The sequence below is a fragment of the Streptomyces sp. NBC_01092 genome (assembly GCF_045039535.1).
Lineage (GTDB): Bacteria > Actinomycetota > Actinomycetes > Streptomycetales > Streptomycetaceae > Streptomyces.
In genome coordinates this window covers 2,244,779-2,265,644 of the sequence record NZ_CP108659.1, presented here as the reverse complement: position 1 = coordinate 2,265,644, position 20,866 = coordinate 2,244,779, and the positions used below count along the sequence as shown (strand labels likewise).

6 protein-coding genes are annotated in these 20,866 nt (G+C 72.3%); all 6 read left to right on the top strand.

The window, feature by feature from the left end; translation table 11 throughout:
* The first annotated feature begins 2 nt into the window (after positions 1–2).
* From OG254_RS09960 to OG254_RS09935, 6 genes are read left to right on the top strand one after another with little or no spacing between them, the layout of a single operon-like run.
* Positions 3–3,440, top strand: coding sequence for a non-ribosomal peptide synthetase (locus OG254_RS09960; RefSeq protein ID WP_405579621.1), 3,438 nt, complete (start codon positions 3–5; stop codon positions 3,438–3,440).
* Entirely contained in the window at positions 3,433–7,878 is a 4,446-nt protein-coding gene (locus OG254_RS09955; RefSeq protein ID WP_405579618.1) for an SDR family oxidoreductase, read from the top strand. Before OG254_RS09960 ends, OG254_RS09955 begins: the two co-directional genes overlap by 8 nt.
* On the top strand, positions 7,875–9,827 hold the full coding sequence (locus OG254_RS09950; RefSeq protein WP_405579615.1) for a beta-ketoacyl synthase N-terminal-like domain-containing protein: 1,953 nt from the start codon (positions 7,875–7,877) through the stop codon (positions 9,825–9,827). Before OG254_RS09955 ends, OG254_RS09950 begins: the two co-directional genes overlap by 4 nt.
* A complete protein-coding gene (locus OG254_RS09945) occupies positions 9,800–18,196 on the top strand; it encodes an amino acid adenylation domain-containing protein (protein ID WP_405579612.1) in 8,397 nt (2,798 codons plus the stop codon). Before OG254_RS09950 ends, OG254_RS09945 begins: the two co-directional genes overlap by 28 nt.
* Entirely contained in the window at positions 18,196–19,752 is a 1,557-nt protein-coding gene (locus OG254_RS09940) for a condensation domain-containing protein (RefSeq protein ID WP_405579609.1), read from the top strand. The genes OG254_RS09945 and OG254_RS09940 overlap by 1 nt, the downstream gene beginning before the upstream one ends.
* On the top strand, positions 19,749–20,864 hold the full coding sequence (locus OG254_RS09935; protein WP_405579606.1) for a pyridoxal-phosphate dependent enzyme: 1,116 nt from the start codon (positions 19,749–19,751) through the stop codon (positions 20,862–20,864). Before OG254_RS09940 ends, OG254_RS09935 begins: the two co-directional genes overlap by 4 nt.
* The last annotated feature ends 2 nt before the right edge of the window (positions 20,865–20,866 follow it).

Below are 20,866 nucleotides of genomic sequence, written 5' to 3'. Positions count from 1 at the left end.
CCATGGCGGACATCTCCGTACGCAAGCGGATCGAAGCCGAACTCCGGCGCCGCGCCGCGTCCGTGCGCACCGAACACCCCCTCTCCTACGGGCAGCGCTCGATGTGGCTGCTGAACCGGATGGACCCGGACTCGGCCGCGTACAACATCGCCTTCGTCGCTCGGGTCACCGGCCCGATCGACCCGGCGGCACTGCGCGACGCTCTGCGCTCACTGGCCGGCCGCCACGAGGCCCTGCGCACCACCTTCGCCGAACGGGACGGCGACACGCGGCAGATCGTGCATGGCTGGCTGGAGCCGAGCTGGGCCGAGACCGAGGCCTCCAACTGGTCTCCACAGCGTCTGCGCGAGGAGATACGGACCGCGTACCGGCAGCCCTTCGACGTGGTGGACGGTCCGCCGGTACGGGTCACGCTCCTGCGGACCGCACCCGACCGGGCCGTGCTGCTCCTCGTGATCCACCATCTCGTCGCCGATTTCCGCACCCTGGAATTCCTGCTCGACGAGCTCGGCACGCTCTACGTCGCCGAACGCGGCCTGGGCGACGGCAGGTTGTCGTCGGACAACACCCCGTACCACTCGTTCGTCGCCTGGCAGCGCGACTATCTGGCCGACGGGCGCGGCGCGGGCGACGCCGCCCACTGGCGCGCGCGGCTCTCCGGGGAACTGGAAACCACCCGCTGGCCCGCGTTCCACACCGACCCGGAGGCCGCGCGGGAACCGGGCGCCTCGGAGTACTTCCAGCTGGACGGCGAACTGACCAAGCGTGTCCTCGCGTTCGCCCGGCAGGAGAACACCACGCCCTACATCGTCCAGCTCACCGCGTTCCAGGCGCTGATCGCCCGCTACACGGGACAGGACGACGTGCTCGTCGGCGCACCCGTGGCCGGACGCACCGATTCCCGGTTCCGGAGCTGTGCCGGCTATTTCACCGACCCGGTGGTGCTCCGTGCCGACCTGAGCGGCGACCCGTCCTTCGCCGAGCTGGTGCGCCGGACCAGGACGAGCGTGACCGAGGCCCTGGACCATCAGGACTACCCCTTCGAGCGCCTGGTGCAGGAACTCGCGCCGCGCCGCACGCCCGGCGTGAACCCGGTGTTCCAGACCATGTTCGTGTACCAGAAGCCGGTCGTCTTCCCGGGGCTGGCCGCACTGCACTGGGGCGACGAGTCCGACGGCGGCCCCGCCGTCGGCTGGGCGGACCTGGAGCTGCGCCCCTGGCGGCTGCCCCAGCAGGAGGGCCAGCTCGACCTCCAGCTGGAGGTCGTCGAGGACGGCGAACGCCTGCTCGGCACCCTCAAGTACCGCCCCGCGTTGTTCTCACCCACAGCGGTGCGGTGCCTGATCGAGAACTTCTCCGTGCTGCTGGGCGCCGCCATGGACGACCCGTCGCGCGGCGTGGCAACGCTCCCGCTGGTCGCCGAGCCCGGTGCCCCGCGCGCAGCCGGTGCAGCGCCGGCACCCGTCATCGGCGCCGACGACAGCCTGCTGCGGCGCTTCGAGGAGTCCGTCGCGGCCCACGCGGACCGCGTCGCCGTTCGCTGCGGCGAGCGCGAGCTGACCTATCGCGCACTCGACGACCTGGGCACGGCCTGGGCCGCCGTGCTCAGGACACACGGGGTGGGTCAGGGCGACCGGGTGGCGCTGCTGCTGGAGCCGTCCGTCGAGACGCTCGTCGCGCTGATCGGCACGCTCAAGGCCGGGGCGGCCTACGTCCCGCTCGACCCGCACCACCCGCCGGCCCGGCTCGCGTTCCTCTTCGCGGACTGCGGCGCCTCGGTCGTCCTGACGACCCGTTCGCTCGCCGGACTGCTCAGCGAGGCCCCCGACGGGGTCCGGGCCCTGTACGTGGACGGCGAACCGCCCGCCGGAACCTTGCCGTTCACGCCCGAGCGGCCGGCGGCCGGCGACCTGCTCTACACCGTCTACACCTCCGGCTCCACCGGCCTGCCCAAGGGCATCGACGTCGAACACCGCAATGTCCTGAGCCTGGTGGAGGCTATGCGCGAGCACGTCACCCCGGACCCCGAGGCCGTGTGGACCCTGTTCCACTCCACCGCCTTCGACGTCTCCGTCTGGGAACTGTGGGGATGCCTGCTCTCCGGCGCCCGCCTCGTCGTCGTGCCCGCCGACGTCGCCCGCGCCCCCGACGCCTTCCGCCGGCTGCTCGTGGACGAGGCCGTCACCCACCTCAACCAGACGCCCTCCGCACTGCACGGCCTCGCCTCCGAGGTGGCGGCCGCCGGCAGCGCGGGGCTCGTCCTCCAGCACACCTTCGCCTGCGGAGAGTTGCTCTCCGCGGACCTGTCCCGCTCGGCCCTCGCGTGGTGCGGCACGCTGTGGAACCTGTACGGCCCGGCCGAGACCACCGTGTGCGTCACCGCGCACGACGTGCGGCCCGAGCATTGCACCGGCACGTCCGTGCCCGTCGGCACCCCGCTGGCCAACGCGTCCGTCCACATCCTCGACGCCCGGCGCCAGCCGGTCCCCGCCGAGGTGCCCGGCGAGCTCTACATCGGCGGCCAGGCGGTGGCCCGTGGCTATCTGGACCGGCCCGATCTCCTCGCCGAGCGCTATCTCCCGGACCCGTTCACCGGCTCGGGCGGCGGCCGGATGTACCGCACGGGCGACCTCGCGCGCATCACCGCCGACGGACTCGTCGAGATCCTCGGCCGGGTCGACAACCAGGTGAAGATCAGCGGCTACCGCATCGAGCTGGAGGAGATCGAGGCGGTCCTCGACCGGCAGGACGGCGTCGACCGCTCCATCGTCCTTGTCGAGGGCGACAGCACCCCCATCGGCCGCCGGCTGACGGCCTGCGTGGCCCCCGCCGACCCGGCGGCGGCGCCTGAGGAGGCCCGCCTGCGGGCGCGCCTGCACGACGCCCTGCCCGCGTACATGGTGCCCACCTCCTTCGTGTTCGTGGACGCCATGCCGCTCAACCCCAATCAGAAGGTCGACCGGGGCGAACTGGCCCGCCGCGTGGGGGAGATACGGGCCACGTCGGCCACCGCGCGGGGCACCGCCGGGCCGCCCACAGTCACCCGTCCGCTCGGTGGCCGGTTCGAGCAAGCAGTCGTCGCCGTCTGGCGTGACGTGCTGCGCCGGGAGGGCATCGGGCCGCTGGACAACTTTTTCGACATCGGCGGTACCTCCCTGCTCCTGCTCCAGGTTCACCGACGGCTGCGGGAACTCCCAGGGGCCCGACCGGTCGGCGTCTCCGAGCTGTTCGGCCACCCCACCGTGGCCAGCCAGGCCGCCCGGCTCGCCCCGGCCGGGCAGCCGGCGGACGACGAGCCGTCCGCCGCGGGCACCGAGCACACCGGCCGCGACCGCGCCGCCCGCCGGCGGGCGGCACAGCTGGGCACCGACCGGGCGGCACTGCGCCGAGGCCACCGGGCCGGGCGTACCGACACCGCCGGAGGCGAGGACGATGACTGAGCGAACGGACCACCCCGAGGCCTACGAGGACGCGGCCCACGGTGACCGGACCGACATCCGGTCCGGCGACATCGCCGTGATCGGCGTGCACGGCCGGTTCCCCGGAGCCCGGGACTGCGACGAGTTCTGGCGGCGGATCAGCGCCGGTGACGACTGTGTGACGTTCCACTCCGACGACGAGCTGCGGGCGGCCGGGGTGCCGGAGGCACTGCTCGCCGACGAGCGGTACGTCAGGACGCGCGGCGGTCTCGACGAGCCGTACGCCTTCGACCACGAGTTCTTCGGGTACAGCGCCCGGGAGGGCGAGTTGATCGACCCGCAGCAACGAATCTTCCTGGAGACCGCCTGGGAGCTGCTGGAGACGATCGGCTACGCCGGGGACCGGGACGGGCAGCCCGTGGTGGGCGTGTTCGCCGGGTCGTCGATGAACACCTACCTCACCAACGTGCTGGGCCGCACGGTCGATCTGCTCTCCCTGGAGGGCACCGAGCTCATGCTGACGAACGACAAGGACTATCTGCCGACGCGCGTCTCGTACAAGCTCGGCCTGAGGGGACCGAGCGTCAACGTCCAGACGGGCTGCTCGACCTCCCTCGTCGCCGTCCATCTCGCCGCGCAGAGCCTTACGGCGGGGGAGTGCGACGTCGCGCTGGCCGGGGGAGTGTCCGTCCATGTCGGACCGCGGCCGGGCTATCTGTACCAGGACGGGCTCATGTTCTCGCCCGACGGCCGGTGCCGGCCGTTCGACGCGCAGGCGTCGGGGACGGCGTTCGGCGACGGCGTCGGCATCGCCGCGCTCAAGCGGCTGGGCGACGCGATCGAGGACGGTGACCGCGTTCTCGCGGTGGTCAGGGGCACCGCCGTCAACAACGACGGTGCCCGCAAGGTCGGCTTCGCCGCTCCCGGTGTGGCCGGACAGCGCGACGTCATCGGCGAGGCACACGCCGTGGCCGAGGTCGACAGCCGCGGCATCGGAATGCTGGAGGCCCACGGCACCGGCACGGCCCTGGGCGACCCGGTCGAATTCGCCGCGCTGCGCGAGGTGTTCGGCGCCGACACCCAGGACACCGGTTTCTGTGCGCTCGGCTCGGTCAAGGCCAACGTCGGCCACCTGGCCGGTGCCGCCGGCATCGCGGGCTTCATCAAGACGGTCCTCGCCCTGCACCACGGCAAGATCCCGCCGCATCCGCACTTCACCCGCCCGCTGCCCGAACTCGGCCTGGACGACAGCCCGTTCTACATCAACGACAAGCCGGTCGACTGGCCCGCCGACCAGTACCCGCGCCGCGCGGGCGTCAGCTCCTTCGGCATGGGCGGCACCAACGCCCACGTGGTTCTGGAGGAGGCCCCGGCCGCCGCCGGCCCGGCGCCGGCCCGGGCCGGGGTAATGCCCGAGCTGGTTCCGGTGAGCGCGACCACGCCGACGGCTCTGGTCGCCGCGCTCACCGCGCTCTCCGACCGGCTCGAAGCCCCCGACGCGCCGCCGCTCGCGGACGTCGCCCTCACCCTGCGCACGGGACGTCGCGCCTTCCCGTACCGGTACGCGGTGCGCGGCACGACACACGGCCAGGTGGCCGCGCAGCTGCGGGCCGCCGCGGGACTGCCGCACGACCGGGCCGTCGACTTCGCCGCGCCGGTCACCCTCGTGGTGGGCGGCGGTGGCACGCCCCTGGAGGAGATCGCCCCGCCGGGCGGCACGGTGCGGGCTCGGCTCGAACGGGCCGAACAGCTCCTGACCGACCGGGGTGTCGCCGCCGAGCACGCCGGCGACGCCGTCGCCGGTGCCCTGAACGGCCGCCCCCGGCCGGAGGTTGCGGAACTCGCCTTCTTCCTGTCCGCACACACCCTCGCCGTCCTGTGGACCAGGTCGGGTCTTCGGCCCGCCGCCGTGGCCGGCGCAGGCACCGGAGAACTCGCGGCCGCCTGCGCCACGGGTGTACTGCCACTGGGGGATGTCCTTGCGCTGCTGGCTGCACGGGCCGGGTTGCTGGACACCGCCGGCGGGCAGGAGCCGACCCTCCCGACCCTCCGGATCAGGCCCGGCTCCGTACCCTTCTTCTCCGCCGTGCACGGACGGCAGCTGGACCCCGCCACGACCGGCGTCCGCCACTGGGCCCACGAGGCGCTCACGAGCGGTACGCACCTCGCGGAGGCCGTGACCGCCGCCGAGTCGGGGGCCGGGGCCGAGCCGGGGTCAGCGCCCGACGGCATCGTGCTCGCCCTGAGCTTGAACGCCCGTGAGGCCGAGGCGATCGGTGCGCTGGGCCTCACCCCGGCGCGGCTCCTCACGGTGCCGGGCGCCACGGCGGCGGCCGGCCTGCTGCCCACCCGACTCCTGGACGCCGCGGGGCGGTTGTGGTCGGCCGGGGCCGACGTGGACTGGTCGGCATGGTGGGGCGGCACAGCGCGGCGCGTGCCGCTACCGACGCATCCGCTCCGGCGCCGACGCCTGATCCGGGAGCCCGACGCCCCCGCCGACACCGCTCCGCGCCGGTCCGACGCACCCGAGCAGTGGCTCCATACGGAGAGCTGGCAACGGTCCGGCACGGTCCGCGACGTGGTCCGGCCGCCCGCCGCAGGCTCCTCCTGGCTGATCTTCGAGGACCGCTCCGGCGTCGGTGAACGCCTGCGCACCGCCCTCGCGGCACATGGCGTCGAAGCGATGTCCGTACAGGCGGGTGAACGCTACGAACGCACCGGCCCGAACACCTTCACCGTCGACCCGGCCGACGCCGACGGTCACCGCGAGCTGCTGACCCACCTCGCACAGCGCGGCTCACTGCCGGACCGGATCGTCCACCTGTGGTCCCTCGACGACGCGGCCGGGCCCGCCGACGACGGCCGTATGCCCACCCCCGCGCAGATCGAGAGGGCGCAGCAACTCGGCCTGTACTCCCTGCTCGACACCGCGGCGGCCCTGGGGCGCGCCCGGCGCACCGGCACCACCCGGATCTCCGTCGTGGCCCGCGGCCTGTTCGACGTCCTGGGCGGTGAGCCGCTCGCACCGGCCACCTCCACCGTGACAGCGGCCGCACGGGTGATCCCCCAGGAGTACGCCGGTGTCACCTGTGACGTCCTCGACCCGGGCACCGGCCCGCTGGACGCCGGCGCACTGCTCGCCGAACTCACCGCCGAGCCGTCGGCCGGCGAGACCGTCGTTGCCCTGCGGCGCGGCCACCGCTGGAGGCAGGTCTTCCAGCAAATCGGCGCCGAACGGGCCGCCGAGGGTGCGAGTCCGCTGCGGCAGGGCGGTGTCTATCTGATCACCGGGGGCCTCGGCGCCGTAGGGCTGACGCTGGCCGCGAACCTCGCCCGGCGGTACGGGGCACGGCTCGTCCTCACTGGACGCACGGCCGTGCCCGAACCCGCCGCCTGCGCGGCCTGGCTCGACGTTCACGGCCCGGACCACCCGCAGTACGCCACGGTCGCCGCACTGCGTGAACTCGCCACGGTGGCCGGGGGGTTGATGACGGCAGCCGCCGATGTCACCGACCGCGCGGCCATGGCCGACGTGGTGACGGAGGCGACCCGGCGGTTCGGCCGTGTCGACGGCTGGTTCCACGCCGCGGGCGTCCCGCTCAGCGACGCGGTCCAGTGGATCGGCGCCACCGGCCGCGACGACTGGCGGGCAACCCTCGCCCCGAAGGTCCTCGGCGCGCTGGTACTGGAGGATGTGTTCGCCGGGCAGGACCTGGACTTCGGCTGCATGGTCTCCTCGCTGTCGTCGGTCGTGGGCGGGATGGGGTACGCGGCGTACGCGGCCGCCAACACCTTCCTCGACACCGTGGCCCTAGGTCGGCGCAACCGGTTCAGCGTCGACTGGGAGGGCTGGGACGTGACCGCCGCCGAAGGCACGCCCTCCGGCCCGGCGACCCCCGCCGCCCAGGGCACGGCGTGGCAGGAGCTGCGCGCCCTGGCACTGCGGCCCGCAGAGGGGAACGCAGCCTTCGACCTGGTGATGCGGCACACGGCCGAGCGCCGGATCGCGGTCTCCACCGTCGACCTGGAAACCCGCAGGCGCCGCTGGGCCAGACCGCTGGACGAGGCCCCCGACGGCGCGTCCGCACCGTCCTCCGCCGACGCGCCCGACCTCGGGCCCGGACTGGAGCAGAGGCTCGCCGAGGTCTGGGGCGAGGTACTCAGGACCGAGGTCGACCAGTACGACCGAACCATCTTCGACATGGGCGGCGACTCGCTGCTCCTCGTCGAACTCGCGCTCAGGATCGAAGCGCGACTGGGCATCCCGCTCCAGGCCACCGACCTGCTGGCGGCGCCCACGGTGGACCATCTCGCGGCCCGCATCCGGGCCGACGCGGACGGCACACCCGACGGGGACAGCCCCGCCGACGACTCGATGGCGAAGGCAGAACAACGGGCGGACCTGCGTTCCCGCAGGCGTGCGGCCCGCCGTGACAGCAGAAAGGACCGGGACGCGTGAGTGAGCATCCCAGTGTGGCGATCATCGGGATGGCGGGGCGCTTTCCCGGAGCCGACAGCGTGGACGAGCTGTGGCGCGTGCTCGACGAGGGACGGGAGACGGTACGCACCTACACCGACGCCGAGCTGATCCGCGCCGGAGTCGACCCGGGCTTGCTCGCGCACCCGGACTACGTCAAGCGTGGTGCGCACCTGCGCGACGTCGAGTACTTCGACGCGTCCTTCTTCGGCTACACCGGCCGGGAGGCCGAACTCACCGACCCGCAACAGCGGATCTTCATGGAGATCTGCCAGGAGGCGCTGGAGCGCGCCGGGCACGCTCCCGGCACCTTCGACGGCCCTGTGGGCGTCATCGCCGGCACCCGCCGCAGTGGCTACGACAACCTCCTCGATCGCCCTGAGTACGACAACGTCACGGACTCGTTCGTGAGGGAGGGCAACGCCCCCGACGCACTGGCCACCAAGGTCGCCTACCGGCTCGACTGCACCGGGCCCGCGCTGACCGTCCAGACCTACTGCTCCACCTCCCTGGTGGCGGTCCACCTGGCCTGTCAGCAACTGCTCGACGGCGAGTGCGACATGGCGCTCGCCGGCGGTGTCGCCCTGCGTCTGCCGCAGCACACCGGCTACCTCCACCGGGCCGGCGCGACCCTGTCCCCGGACGGCCGCTGCCGCTCCTTCGACGCGGACGGCAACGGACTGATCTTCGGCGACGGCGCCGCCGTGGTCGTACTGAGGCGGCTGGAGGACGCCCTGGAGGACGGGGACACGATCCTCGGCGTCATCCGGGCCTCCGTGGTGAACAACGACGGCGCACAGCGCGCCGGTTACACCGCCCCCGGCGTCAGTGGCCAGGCGCGGGCGGTACGCGAGGCGCTGGCCGCCGCGGACGTCCGGCCGCAGGACGTCTCCTACGTCGAGACGCACGGTGCGGGGACGCCGCTGGGCGACGGTGTGGAGTTCACGGCGCTCACCCAGGCCTTCGGAACCGACCGGCGCGGAGTGTGCGCGATCGGCTCGGTGAAGTCCAACGTCGGTCACCTCGACTCGGCTTCGGGCGTCACCGCGCTCATCAAGACGGTGCTCGCACTGGGCCACCGCCGTATCCCCGCGAGCCTGCACTTCGACCGGCCCAATCCTGAGATCGACTTTCTCGACAGCCCCTTCTACGTCGCCGCGCAGGCGCTGGACTGGGAGCCCGTCGAGGGGCGCCGCGTGGCCGGGGTGAACTCCCTCGGCATCGGCGGCACAAACGCCCACGTCATCGTGGAGGAGGCGCCGGAGCCCGTCAGCGGCCCGACCGCCGGCGCCGAGCACCTCTTCGTCTGGTCGGCACGCAGCCGCGCGGCACTCGACCTGGCCACCGACGACCTGCGCCGCTACCTGGAGGACCACCCCGACACGGCCCCCGCCGACATCGCCTACACCCTCCAGAACGGCCGCCAGTCCTACCGTCACCGCCGGATGCTGGTGGCGGCCGACGCCGAGACGGCCGCGGCGGCCATCGCCGAGGGGCGGTACGGCGAGGGCGAGGCCGTGCCCTCGGGCGAGAGCCGCGTCACCGTGCCGTACCCCGGGAGCGGGCCGCTCGCCGACCTCGGCAACCGCTGGCTCGCCGGCCGGACCGCCGGCTTCGACGCCCTGTACGCGGGCGAGGCGCGCCGCCGGCTGCCCCTTCCCACCCACCCCATGATCCGCAAGCGCCACTGGCCCGACACCGACCCGGTGGAGGAGCAGGCACCGATGGCAGCGCCCGCCGAGACCGCCGTGCCGGCCCCGCTGCCCGAGGCGACGACCGCAGACGACCCGACTGAGGACGACACCATGAAAGACCTTCTTCTCGCCGAACTGCGGAACATCGTCGCCGCCCGCTTCAAGATGGAACCGGACGACCTGGACGCCCACGTCCCCTTTTCCTGGAGATGGGCGCGGACTCGCTTCTCCTGCTGAGCATCCTTCAGCCCCTGGAAGAGCGGTACGGCTGCAAGCTGTCGATGCGTCAGTTCTTCCGGGAGTTCCAGACGCTGGACGAGCTGGCCGACTACCTGACCGCGCACGCGGACCAACAGCGCCTGCCGAACGCGGCCGCTGCCCGGCCCGCGGAGGCGGCCGCTCCCGTGCCCGCCGCGCCCGCGGTCCCCACCCGGGCCGCCGTTCCGGTCCCAGCCCCGGTGCCCCTTTCCCCCGCGCCCGCCGGCTCCGCAGCCGTCGCGACAGACCCGGCCGCCCACGCGCCCCAGCCAGTCGCCGTACACACCCCCGCGCCGGGCGCGCCGATGTCGGCGATCGAGCGGATCGCGGCCGAACAGTTGAAGCTGATGGGCCGTCAACTGGAGCTGCTTCAGGGCCACCACACCGCCGCACCCGTCACGGATCCCGCGCCCCAGCCGGCCGTACTGCCTGCCGCTCAGGCCATCGTCCCGTCGGCCGCCGCGCTCACCCGGCCGCCCACGCCCGCCCCGGCCACCGAGAGCGCCGCCCCCGCGCCGAAGGTGCCGCTCGCCCCGCGCATGCGGGCCGCCGCCGCGCTGCCCGCCGACACACAGTCGCGCAAGGAGTACCTGGACGGATTCATCAAGCGGTTCTCGGAGCGCACCCGCAAGTCCAAGGACTACGCCCAGCGCTTCCGCCCGGCGATCGCCGACAGCCGGTCCACCATCGGCTTCCGGATGTCCACCAAGGAACTGCTCTACCCCATCGTCGCCGAGCAGGGCCGCCGCGCGAAGCTGTGGGACCTGGACGGCAACGAGTACGTCGACCTCACCATGGGCTTCGGTGTCCACCTCTTCGGCCACCAGTACGAGCCCATCGTCGACTCCCTGCGCGAGCGCATGGACGTCGGATTCGGCCTGGGCCCGCGCACCGAGCTCGCCGAAGAAGTCGCCTCCGCCATCCTCGAACTGACCGGCATGGAGCGCGTCGCGTTCGTGAACACCGGTAGCGAGGCCGTGATGAACGCGGTCCGCCTCGCCCGCGCCGCCACCAAGCGCGACAAGATCGTCATCTTCTCGACCGGCTACCACGGCCACGCCGACGGCGTGCTCGCCGCGCCCACCTGGGTCGACGGCGACCTGCGCACCAAGCCCATCGCCACCGGTGTGACCCAGCGCAGCGTCCAGGACGTCTACGTCCTGGAGTTCGGTACGGAGGAGGCGCTGAACTTCATCGACCGCCACGGCGGTGAACTCGCCGCCGTAATGGTCGAGCCGGTGACCACCCGTCACCCGGGCGACCAGCAGCCGGAGTTCCTGCGCGCCCTTCGGCGCCTGACGTACAAGCACGGCGCCAAGCTGATCTTCGACGAGATGGTCACCGGCTTCCGCACCCACCCCGGCGGCATCCAGGGCCTGTGGGACATCCAGGCCGACATCTGCACCTACGGCAAGGTCATCGGCGGCGGCCTGCCGCTCGGTGTGGTGGCCGGCCGCGGCGGCGTGATGGACGCCATCGACGGCGGCGTGTGGCACTTCGGCGACGACTCCTTCCCCACGGTCGAATCCACCTTCTTCGGCGGCACGTTCTGCCAGCACCCGCTGTCGATGATCGCGGCCAAGACCGTGCTCGACGAACTGCGGGCGAAGGGCCCCGCGCTCCAGGCCGGCCTCGCGGAGAAGACCGCCCGCTTCACGGACGCGCTGAACGCCGACTTCAAGGCCCTCGAAGTCCCCATCACCGTCGACCGTTTCACCTCCCTGTTCCGGTTCGAACACGACGCGAACATGGACCTCTTCTTCTACAACCTCTTGGACAAGGGCGTGTACATCTGGGAGTGGCGCTGCTGCTTCCTGTCCACGTCCCACGACGAGGACGACCTCACCCGCGTGCGACGGGCCATCAGCGACTCGGTCGGCGAACTGCGAGAGCACAAGCTGCTGCCGCCGCTCAGTGCCGCGGCCTCCGCTCCGCCCGTCCCAGCCCTTCCCGCCGCGCCCGCCGCAGCGGCTCCGGCCCCCTCCACCGCAGCGGCCGACACCTCCGCCGGGGCGGCCTCCTTTCCGGCCGGCCGTGCCCACAAGCAGCTCTGGGCGCTGGCCAACCTCAACGAGGGCGGCTCCCTCGCCTACAACCTGAACGCCGACTTCTGGCTCGACGGCCCGCTCGACGAGGCCGCCCTGCGCACCGCCGTGACCCAGCTGGTCGCCCGGCACGAGTCACTGCGCATGACCATGAGTGCCGACGGCGAGACCATCCTGGTGCGCGCCGCCGCCGACGTCCCGCCCGACACCGTCCTGCACCTCACCGAGGCCGCGGACGACGCGGCCCTCACCCGGCTCCTGGACGAACTGGCCGAGCGGCACTTCGACCTGCTCGACGGTCCGCTGTTCCGGGTCACCGTGATCCGCACCGCGCCAGAGCGCCATCTCCTGCACCTCGCCGTCCACCACCTCGCGGCCGACGGCTGGTCCACGGTGCCCGCGCTCGGCGACCTGGCCACGCTCTACAACGCGGCCCGCGCCGGCATCGACGTCGGCCTCGCCCCCGTGGCCCAGCTCAGCGACTTCCTCGCCCACCAGGGCAGGAACGCCGCCGCGCCCGAGGCCGCCGAACACCGCGCCTATTGGACGGAGATCACCCGGGACGCCCCCGAGACCGAGCTGCCCGGCGACGCACAGCACACCCTGCCGACCTTCCGCAGCGAGCGCCGGACCCTGCACCTGGAGGGCGAGCTGCTCCGGACTCTGCGCCGCGAGGCCGCCGCGCAGGGGGTGACCGTCTTCGCCTACCTGGTCACCGCCTGGGGCGCGCTGCTCCAGCGCCTCCTCGACCAGCAGGAGGTGATGCTCCTCGTCCCGTCGGCTGCCCGCGCCCCGGAGTTCAGCGATACCGTCGGCTACTGCACCAACCTGCTGCCGCTGCGCTTCCGCGTCGACGGCGCCACGCAGATCGGCACCGCCGTCGACGCCGTCCAGGGCCAGCTCCTCGACGCCATGGACCACGAGGCCCACCCCTTCGCGGACACGGTCCACGCCCTGGACCGCGAGTCGGGCAGGCCCGGCCGGGCCGGACGCATCTTCCGCACCGTCCTGGTCTTCGACCGCGAGGTGCCTCTCCCGCGGATGGACGGCCTGCGGATGACCGAGGCCCGGAAGACGCCCGTCCGGCACGCCATCCACCCGCTCTTCGTGACCGTCACCGACACCGGCTCCGGCTACCGCTGCGACTTCGACACCCAGCTGGAGTCCTTCTCCGACGCCGTCACCGAGCAACTGCCCACTCTCTTCCGCAACCTCCTGGCCGAGATGACCGCGGACAGCGGCCAGTCCCTGTCCGCGCTCGACCTCGTCGACGCCGAGGAGCGGGCCGGGCTGCTGCGCTGGGGCCGCGGCCCCGACGTCGAGCTCGGCTCCCGCACGGTCAGCGAGCTGATCGAGGAGCAGACCGCCCGCACCCCCGACGGCAGGGCCGTGGCGTGCGAGGACCGCACGCTCACCTACGCGCAGCTCGACGACCGCGCCAACCGGCTGGCCACCGCGCTGCGCCGACGCCTGGACATCGGTCCCGAGACCGTGGTCGGTATCCGGCTGCCCCGCTCCGAGGACTTCCTGGTGACGATCCTCGCGTTGTGGAAGTGCGGCGCCGCCTACGTCCCGTTGGAGCCCAGGCACCCGCTCCAGCGGCACGAGAAGGTGCTGAGCCTCAGCAACGCCGTCGCCGTCATATCCGAGGCCGCTCACGAGCCCGAGCGGCCCACGGGCGAGGTCACCTGGCTGCGCCACTCCGAACTGCTCGCCGAGACCCCGCAGGCCGACACCGACACGGCCGCGGCACCACGCCCGATGGACGCGGCGGCGTACATCATGTTCTCCTCCGGATCCACCGGCGAGCCCAAGGGCATCGTCATCGAGCAGCGGGCGATGCTCAACCACATCCTCGCCAAGATCGAGGACTACAAGGTCGACGACGGCGACGGCGTCCTCGCCCAGAACGCGCCCAGCTCCTTCGACATCTCCGTATGGCAGTTCGTGGCGCCGCTGTTGGGCGGCGGCACTGTCCGCGTCTACCCCGACAGCGTGGTCGAGGACCCCGCCGCCTTCATCGACCTGGTGGACCGGCACGCAGTCACCGTCCTCGAACTCGTCCCGAGCTACCTCGCGCTGATGCTCGACGAACTCGACCTCAGCGGCCGCACCGGCCTGTTCCGGTCCCTGCACCACGTCGTGCTGCAGGCCGAGCCGCTCAAGCCCCAGCTCGTCGCCCGCTGGTACGAGCGCTTCCCCGACATCGTCATGTCCAACGCCTACGGCGCCACAGAGACAGCGGACGACGTGCTGCACCCCGTCACCCCGGTCCCCGACGGCGACCTGACCCCGACGGGAAAGCCCATCCGCAACGCCTCCGTCTACATCGTCGGCGACGACTTCCAGCTGCTGCCCCCGGGAGTGCGCGGTGAACTACTCGTCGCCGGCATACCGGTCGGCCGCGGCTACCTCACCGACAGCCCGGCCGGAGCGCACGCCTTCCTCGACCACAACCCGGTCGAACCCGAGCGGCCCGGGCGGGTCTACCGCACCGGCGACATGGCCCGCTGGCGAGAGGACGGCCAGATCGAGATCCTCGGCCGCAGCGACCACCAGGTGAAGGTCCGCGGCCAGCGTGTGGAACTCGGCGAGATCGAGCGCACGCTGCACACTCTGCCCCAGATCGCAGACGCCGTGGTCAGGAACTTTCCCGAGCCCAACGGCGGCGGCTCCTACCTCGTCGCCTATGCGGTCGCGGCTCAGGGTGCCGACACAGCCTCCGAGCGGCTGCGCGCCGACCTGCGCGACCGGCTGCCCGACTACATGGTCCCGGCCCATGTCGTGCTGATGGACGCGCTGCCCCTGAACGACAGCGGCAAGGTCGACCGCAAGGCGCTGGAGGAACCGCGAGCCTTCACCGGACGCCGCAGCGCCGCCACCCCGCCCCGCCACCATGTCGACGAGGCCGTCCTGAAGTGCGCCCGCACCATCTTCGGTCACTCCGACATCGGCATGGACGACGACTTCTTCGAGCTCGGCGGCAACTCCATCTCCGCCGTCCGGCTCATCCAGCTCGTCCGTGAGGCGTTCGGCATCGCGCTGCCCGGCATCACCATCTTCGAGCGCCCCAAGCTGCGCGAGTTCGCCGACGCCGTGGCCGCCCGGGTCTTCGACCCGCTGGCGCCCATCCCGCGCAGCCGCGAGAAGGACGCCTACTGGGCCTCCGCCTCCGAGGAGCGCATGTACTTCCTGTGGACGCTGGACCCCGAGAGCCGGCTCTACAACATCCCGATGGCCTACGTCGTCCGCGGCACGGTCGAGCACGCCAGGCTGCGCCGCGCGATCAACGATGTGGTCGCCAAGCACGACATCCTGCGCACCACGTTCCACATGGAGAACGGCCGGCTGCTCCAGCGCGTCCTGCCCTCCGCCGACGTGGCGCTCGCCGACCTCGGCATCAACGACGAGTCGCTGGAGGACCTGGTCGACGCCTGGGCCGAGCCGCACAACCTGCGCGTCGGCCCGCCGATCCGCGCCGGCCTGGCCCGGCGGCCCGGCCGCGAAGAGTACGTCGTCCTCCTCGACCTGCCGCACATTGTGCTGGACGAGGGCTCCATGGGCGTCCTCTTCCGCGACCTGTCCGCCGCCTACCGGGGCGAGAAGCTCGAACCGGCGCAGCTGACCTACAAGGACTTCGCGGAGTGGGAGCAGCTCTACCGCACCTCCCCTGCCTACGCCGACGACCGCTCCTACTGGCTGGAGCGGTTCCAGAACCCACCGAGCCCCGTACCCTTCCCGCTGCGGCCCCGCCCGGCGGTCCTGGAGATGAAGGGCAGTCGGCACTCCTTCACCCTGGACGCCGGCCTCACCGCCCGCCTGCGCGAGCACTGCAGGACCCGCCGAGTGACGCCGTACATGGTGCTGCTCAGCGCGTTCAAGCTCATGCTGTCCAAGTACACGGGCCGGCAGGAGCTGGTGGTCGGCACGCCTGTCGACGGCCGCTACCACCCGGCGTGCGCCGACATCATCGGCATGTTCGGCAACTCACTGCCGCTGCGGACGGCGCCCGACGCGGACAAGACCTTCGGCGCATATGTCGACGAGGTCCGCGCCGCCGTCATCGACGGGCTGCACCACCAGGCGTACCCCTTCGAGGAGTTGGTCCGCGAGCTGAACCTGCCGCGCGACCCGAGTCGCAACCCGCTGTTCGACTTCATGTTCGTCTTCACCGACCTGGCCGAGTCCTGGTTCGAGATGGACGGCGCCATCGGCACCCCGGAGCCGGTCAGCATCGGCGTGGCCAAGATGGACATGACGTTCTCCGCGTACGAGCGTGAGGACACCGTCGAGGTCATCCAGGAGTACGCGGTCGACGTCTTCGACGAGGACACCGTCGAGCAGATGGGCCGCCACTACACCCGGCTCCTTGAGCAGGCCCTGGCCGCGCCGGACGCCCCGATGGGTGGGCACCGGCTGGTGACCGACGAGGAGCGGGCCGCGCTCACGACCGGCACGGCCGGCCCCGCGGCTACGCACCCCGTCCGCACCGAAGGCCCCACCCTGCACGCCCTGTTCGAGGCCGCCGTCGACGGCACGCCGGACCGCACCGCTCTGGTCAGCGGCGCCGTGCGGCTCACCTACGCCGAACTCGACGAGCGCGCCAACCGCCTCGCCCACCTGCTGCGCGCCGACCTCGGAGTGCGGCCCCAGCAGCCCGTCGGAATCCTCCTGGCCACCCCGCACGACACCGTCACCGCCATGCTCGCCGTGCTGAAGGCCGGCGGTGCCTATGTGCCGTTCGACCGCTCCACGCCGACGGCCCGCGTCACCGAACTGCTCGACTCCGCCGAGGCCGGCGTTCTGGTCAGCGACCTCGCCGACGCGGCCACCGTGCCCGACGGCATCACGCTCGTCGCACCCGACGACGACCGGATCGCCGGGCGGAGCGGTGAGCGGCCCGAGCCGCTCGCCGGCGCGCAGGACCTCGCGTACATCATGTTCACGTCCGGCTCCACCGGCCGCCCCAAGGGCGTCCTCGTCGAACACGCGAGCCTGCGCCGCATCACGCACGACCCGGACTATGTGCCGCTCACACCCGGCGACCGCGTCCTGCAGGCCACCAGCTGGGGCTTCGACGTCTCCGCGGCCAGCATGTACACCGCCCTGCTCAACGGCGCCACGCTGGTCTGCCCGTCGTACGAGGAACTGCTGGATGTGGAGAGCCTGCACCGCCTCGTCAAGGCCGAGGAGGTCGACCTGGCCTTCTTCAGCACCGGCTACTTCCATCTGCTGTCCGACGTCTCCCCCCAGTGCCTCGACCCCATCGGCACCCTGGTGGTGGCCGGCGAGCGGCTCTCCGCCGACCATGCCCGCCGGGTCGTCGAACGCGGTGGCCCCGGCCGGCTGATCAACGCCTACGGACCCACTGAGGGCACCGTCTACGCCACCGCCCACCGCGTCGACAAGATCGAGGACGACGCCGTGTCCGTGCCCATCGGCACACCCGTCGACGACACCCGTGTCTACCTGCTCATGCCGCAGGGCGAACCGGCACCCGACGGCATCGCCGGCGAGCTGTGCATCGCGGGTACCGGCGTGGCACGCGGCTACCTCGGTGCCGGGGACGCCACCGACGGGCCCTTCCAGCCGGACCCGTTCGTCGAGGGTGAGCGCATGTACCGCACCGGCGACCTCGCCCGCCGACTGCCCGGCGGCGCCCTGGAGTTCATGGGCCGCACCGACGACCAGCTCAAGATCCGCGGATTCCGCGTGGAGCCCGCCGAGGTGGAGGAGGCGCTGCGCGGATGCCCCGGTGTCACCGACGCCCGCGTCGTCGCCCGCGACCTGGACGGCGAGAAGCGGCTGTGCGCCTACCTGGTTTCCGACGACGAGTCGGTCGCCGAGGCCGCCCGCACCCATCTGCGCGACCGGCTGCCGTCCTACCTCCAGCCGCACGCCTTCGTGGTGCTGGAGCGCCTCCCGCTGAACGCCAGCGGCAAGGTCGACCGGCACGCGCTGCCGCTGCCTACGCCCGGCGAGCGGTCCGTGACCGCCCCGTCCACGGGAGGGACGGCGGCCCGGACCGAGACCGAACGCAAGGTGCTCGACATCTGGGCCCGCTCGCTGGCCACCGAGTCCCCCGGCCTCGACGACAACTTCTTCGAGGCGGGCGGCCACTCCCTCAAGGCGGTGGCCCTCATGGCCGAGGTGCGCGAGGCGTTCGGTGTCGAGGTCCGGCTGATGGACTTCTTCCCGAGGCCCACGGCCCGCGGACTGGCCGAGCACATCGACAACCTGAGGTGGCTCGAGACCGGCGCCGCCGCCACGCCGTCGGGCGACACCGAGGAGTTCTACATCTGATGAGGGACACCTCGCACGTGGATCTCGCGCAGCTGATGTCCCGGCTGCGCTCCGCGGGCGTCCAGCTGCGGGCCGACGACGACCGGCTCGTACTGGACGCCCCCCGGGGCAGCATGGACGACGCCCTGCTCGCCCTCGTCCGCGAACACAAGCGGGACCTGCTGCGGATGCTGACCGAGGCCGGCGCGGGACACGCGCGCCGAGCTGTCTCGCGCATACCGCCGGCCCCGCCCGCCGCGACGTACCCGCTCTCCCACGGGCAGGAGCGGCTCTACTTCACCCAGCTGCTCTACCCCGACTCCGTCACCTATCAGCTGCCGGACGTGCTGCGCCTGGACGGCCCGGTGGACCCCGCGCACATCGAGCGGGTGTTGAACGAGCTGGTCCGCCGGCACGAGGGGTTCCGCACCGGTTTCGACCTGGACGGCGACGAGCCGGTGGCCACCGTCCACGAGGACGTGACGCTGCGGCTGGAGCACGTCCACGATCCCGACTTCGCACCCGAGGGGCCGGGCGGCACGGGGGACTTCGTGCACCCCTTCGACCTGGAGCACCCGCCACTGCTGCGCGCCCGCCTCGTCACAGTCCGCCCCGACCTGCACTATCTCCTCACCGACAAGCACCATCTGGTCTTCGACGCGGCCTCCCGGCCACTGTTCGCCCGCGACTTCGTGCGCGCCCATCGCGGCGAACCGCTCGGGCCCCTGCCCGTCGGTTACAAGGACTTCGCCGTGTGGCAGCGGCGTCTGGACGGCCCCGAGCTGCGCCGGATGGGGGAGTATTGGGACTCGGTCTTCGCCTCCGAGCCGCGCGTCGACCTCGCGCCCGCGCAGCTCCACCCGGAGCTGTTCGGTTCCGAATCGCGGCGCGCTCACGTGGAGTTCGACGCCGGGAGGACCGCCGCCCTGCGCGCATTCTGCCAGTTCCGGGGACTGACCACGGCCATGTTCCTCCAGGCCGTGTACCACCTGGCCGTGCACCGGTTCACCGGCCAGGGCGAGGTCGTGATCGGGTTCCCCGTCGACGTGCGGGCCGACGCCGGTCTCGACGATCAGCTGGGGCTGTTCGTCAACACGGTGCCGGTGCGCAGCTTCCCCGAGCCGACCCTGACCTTCACCGAGTTCGCCGCGTCCGTGCGCGACGGCATCCTCGCCGGGCTCGATCACAGCCAGTACCCCTACGACGCGATCGTGGAGCGCGCCTGCTCGCGGCGCAACGTCAGCGAGGACCCGCTCGTCGACGGCTTCTTCAACATGGTGAGTGCCGACCCGCAGGCCCGCAGCCCCTGGGCCGACGCCGACCTCGCCGAAGTGGTGGGCGACCCGCGTGCCGCCCTGCCCGAACTGCCATGCCTGACCTGCCGACTGGACCTCACCCTGAGCGTTCTCGAGGCGCCGGACAGCCTGCGCCTGGAGCTCGACTGCACCACCGCGCTGCTGGAGCAGCGCACCGTCGAGCGGATCGCCGCAGATCTGGCCTTCGTCGTCGACGCGGTCGTCGAGGCACCTGACACGCCCCTCGGCGCGCTCGCCGGGGCCGTGGAGGAGGCCACGTGATCACCGCCAACCCGCTGGACCTCCACTTCCCCGACGTCTTCTTCGACCTGACCGACTTCACCTCCGCCGGGCGGACGCTGCTGAAGCTGGAAGGCTTCAACATCACCGGGTCGATCAAGCTGAAGTCGGCCCTCTTCATGGTGGACCGACTGGAGCGCGAGGGGCGCCTCTTCCCCGGCCGGTCGACGATCGTCGAGTCCTCCTCGGGCAATCTGGGCGTCGCCCTCGCACTGATCTGCCGGATGCGTGGCTACGGCTTCATCTGCGTGATGGACCCCAACGCCTCGCCCGCCAACGTCATGGCGATCCGGGCGTACGGGGGACGCATTGAGACCGTCACCGACAAGGACGCGGAGGGCGGCTATCTGCGCACCCGGCTCGACCTGGTGCGCCGGCTCGTCGACGCCGACGACGACCGGGTCTGGCTCAACCAGTACGCCAACGAGGCGAACGTCACCGCGCACGCCCAGTGGACGGCGGACGACATCCTGCGGTCCGTGCCCGACGTGACCCACCTGTACGTCGGCACCGGCACCACCGGCACGATGATGGGCATCGCCCGCCGGTTCGGCGAGCGCTCGCCCAAGACCGAGCTCATCGCCGTCGAACCGGAGGGCTCGGTCACCTTCGGTACCGGGCGGCCCGGCCGCCGCACCCTGCCGGGGGTCGGCACCAGCCGGCCCCCCGAGATCGCGGACGCGACCCGCGTCCACCGCATCGTGCACGTCGCGGAGCGTGACGCGGTCCGCCGCAGCCACCAGATCCTGACGGAGCGCGGTCTGCTGGTCGGGTGCTCGACCGGCCATGTGCTGCACGCCATCGCCCAGGACGCGGACACCTTCCAGGAGACGAGCGTCGTGGTCGGCGTCTCGGCCGACCTCGGCGACAAGTACCTGGACACGGTGTACGACCAGCAGTGGCTGGCGGCCAACTTCCCCGAACTGGCCGAGCGGACACCCGGCTCTCTCACGGGGGCCGGTCGGCCGGGACCGCCGCTGTGCGGCCCGCTCCGGGAGGTACTGGACGGCCGACGGCCCGAACGGGAGCCCGGTCCCGAGCAGCGCACCGCGGCAGTCCGCGCCGTGCACGACCCCGTTCCATGGATGGAGTGAAC

Coding starts and splice junctions, on each gene's coding strand:
- OG254_RS09960 (WP_405579621.1), top strand. CDS start 3: ATGGCGGACATCTCCGTACGCAAGCGGATCGAAGCCGAACTCCGGCGC.
- OG254_RS09955 (WP_405579618.1), top strand. CDS start 3,433: ATGACTGAGCGAACGGACCACCCCGAGGCCTACGAGGACGCGGCCCAC.
- OG254_RS09945 (WP_405579612.1), top strand. CDS start 9,800: ATGGGCGCGGACTCGCTTCTCCTGCTGAGCATCCTTCAGCCCCTGGAA.
- OG254_RS09940 (WP_405579609.1), top strand. CDS start 18,196: ATGAGGGACACCTCGCACGTGGATCTCGCGCAGCTGATGTCCCGGCTG.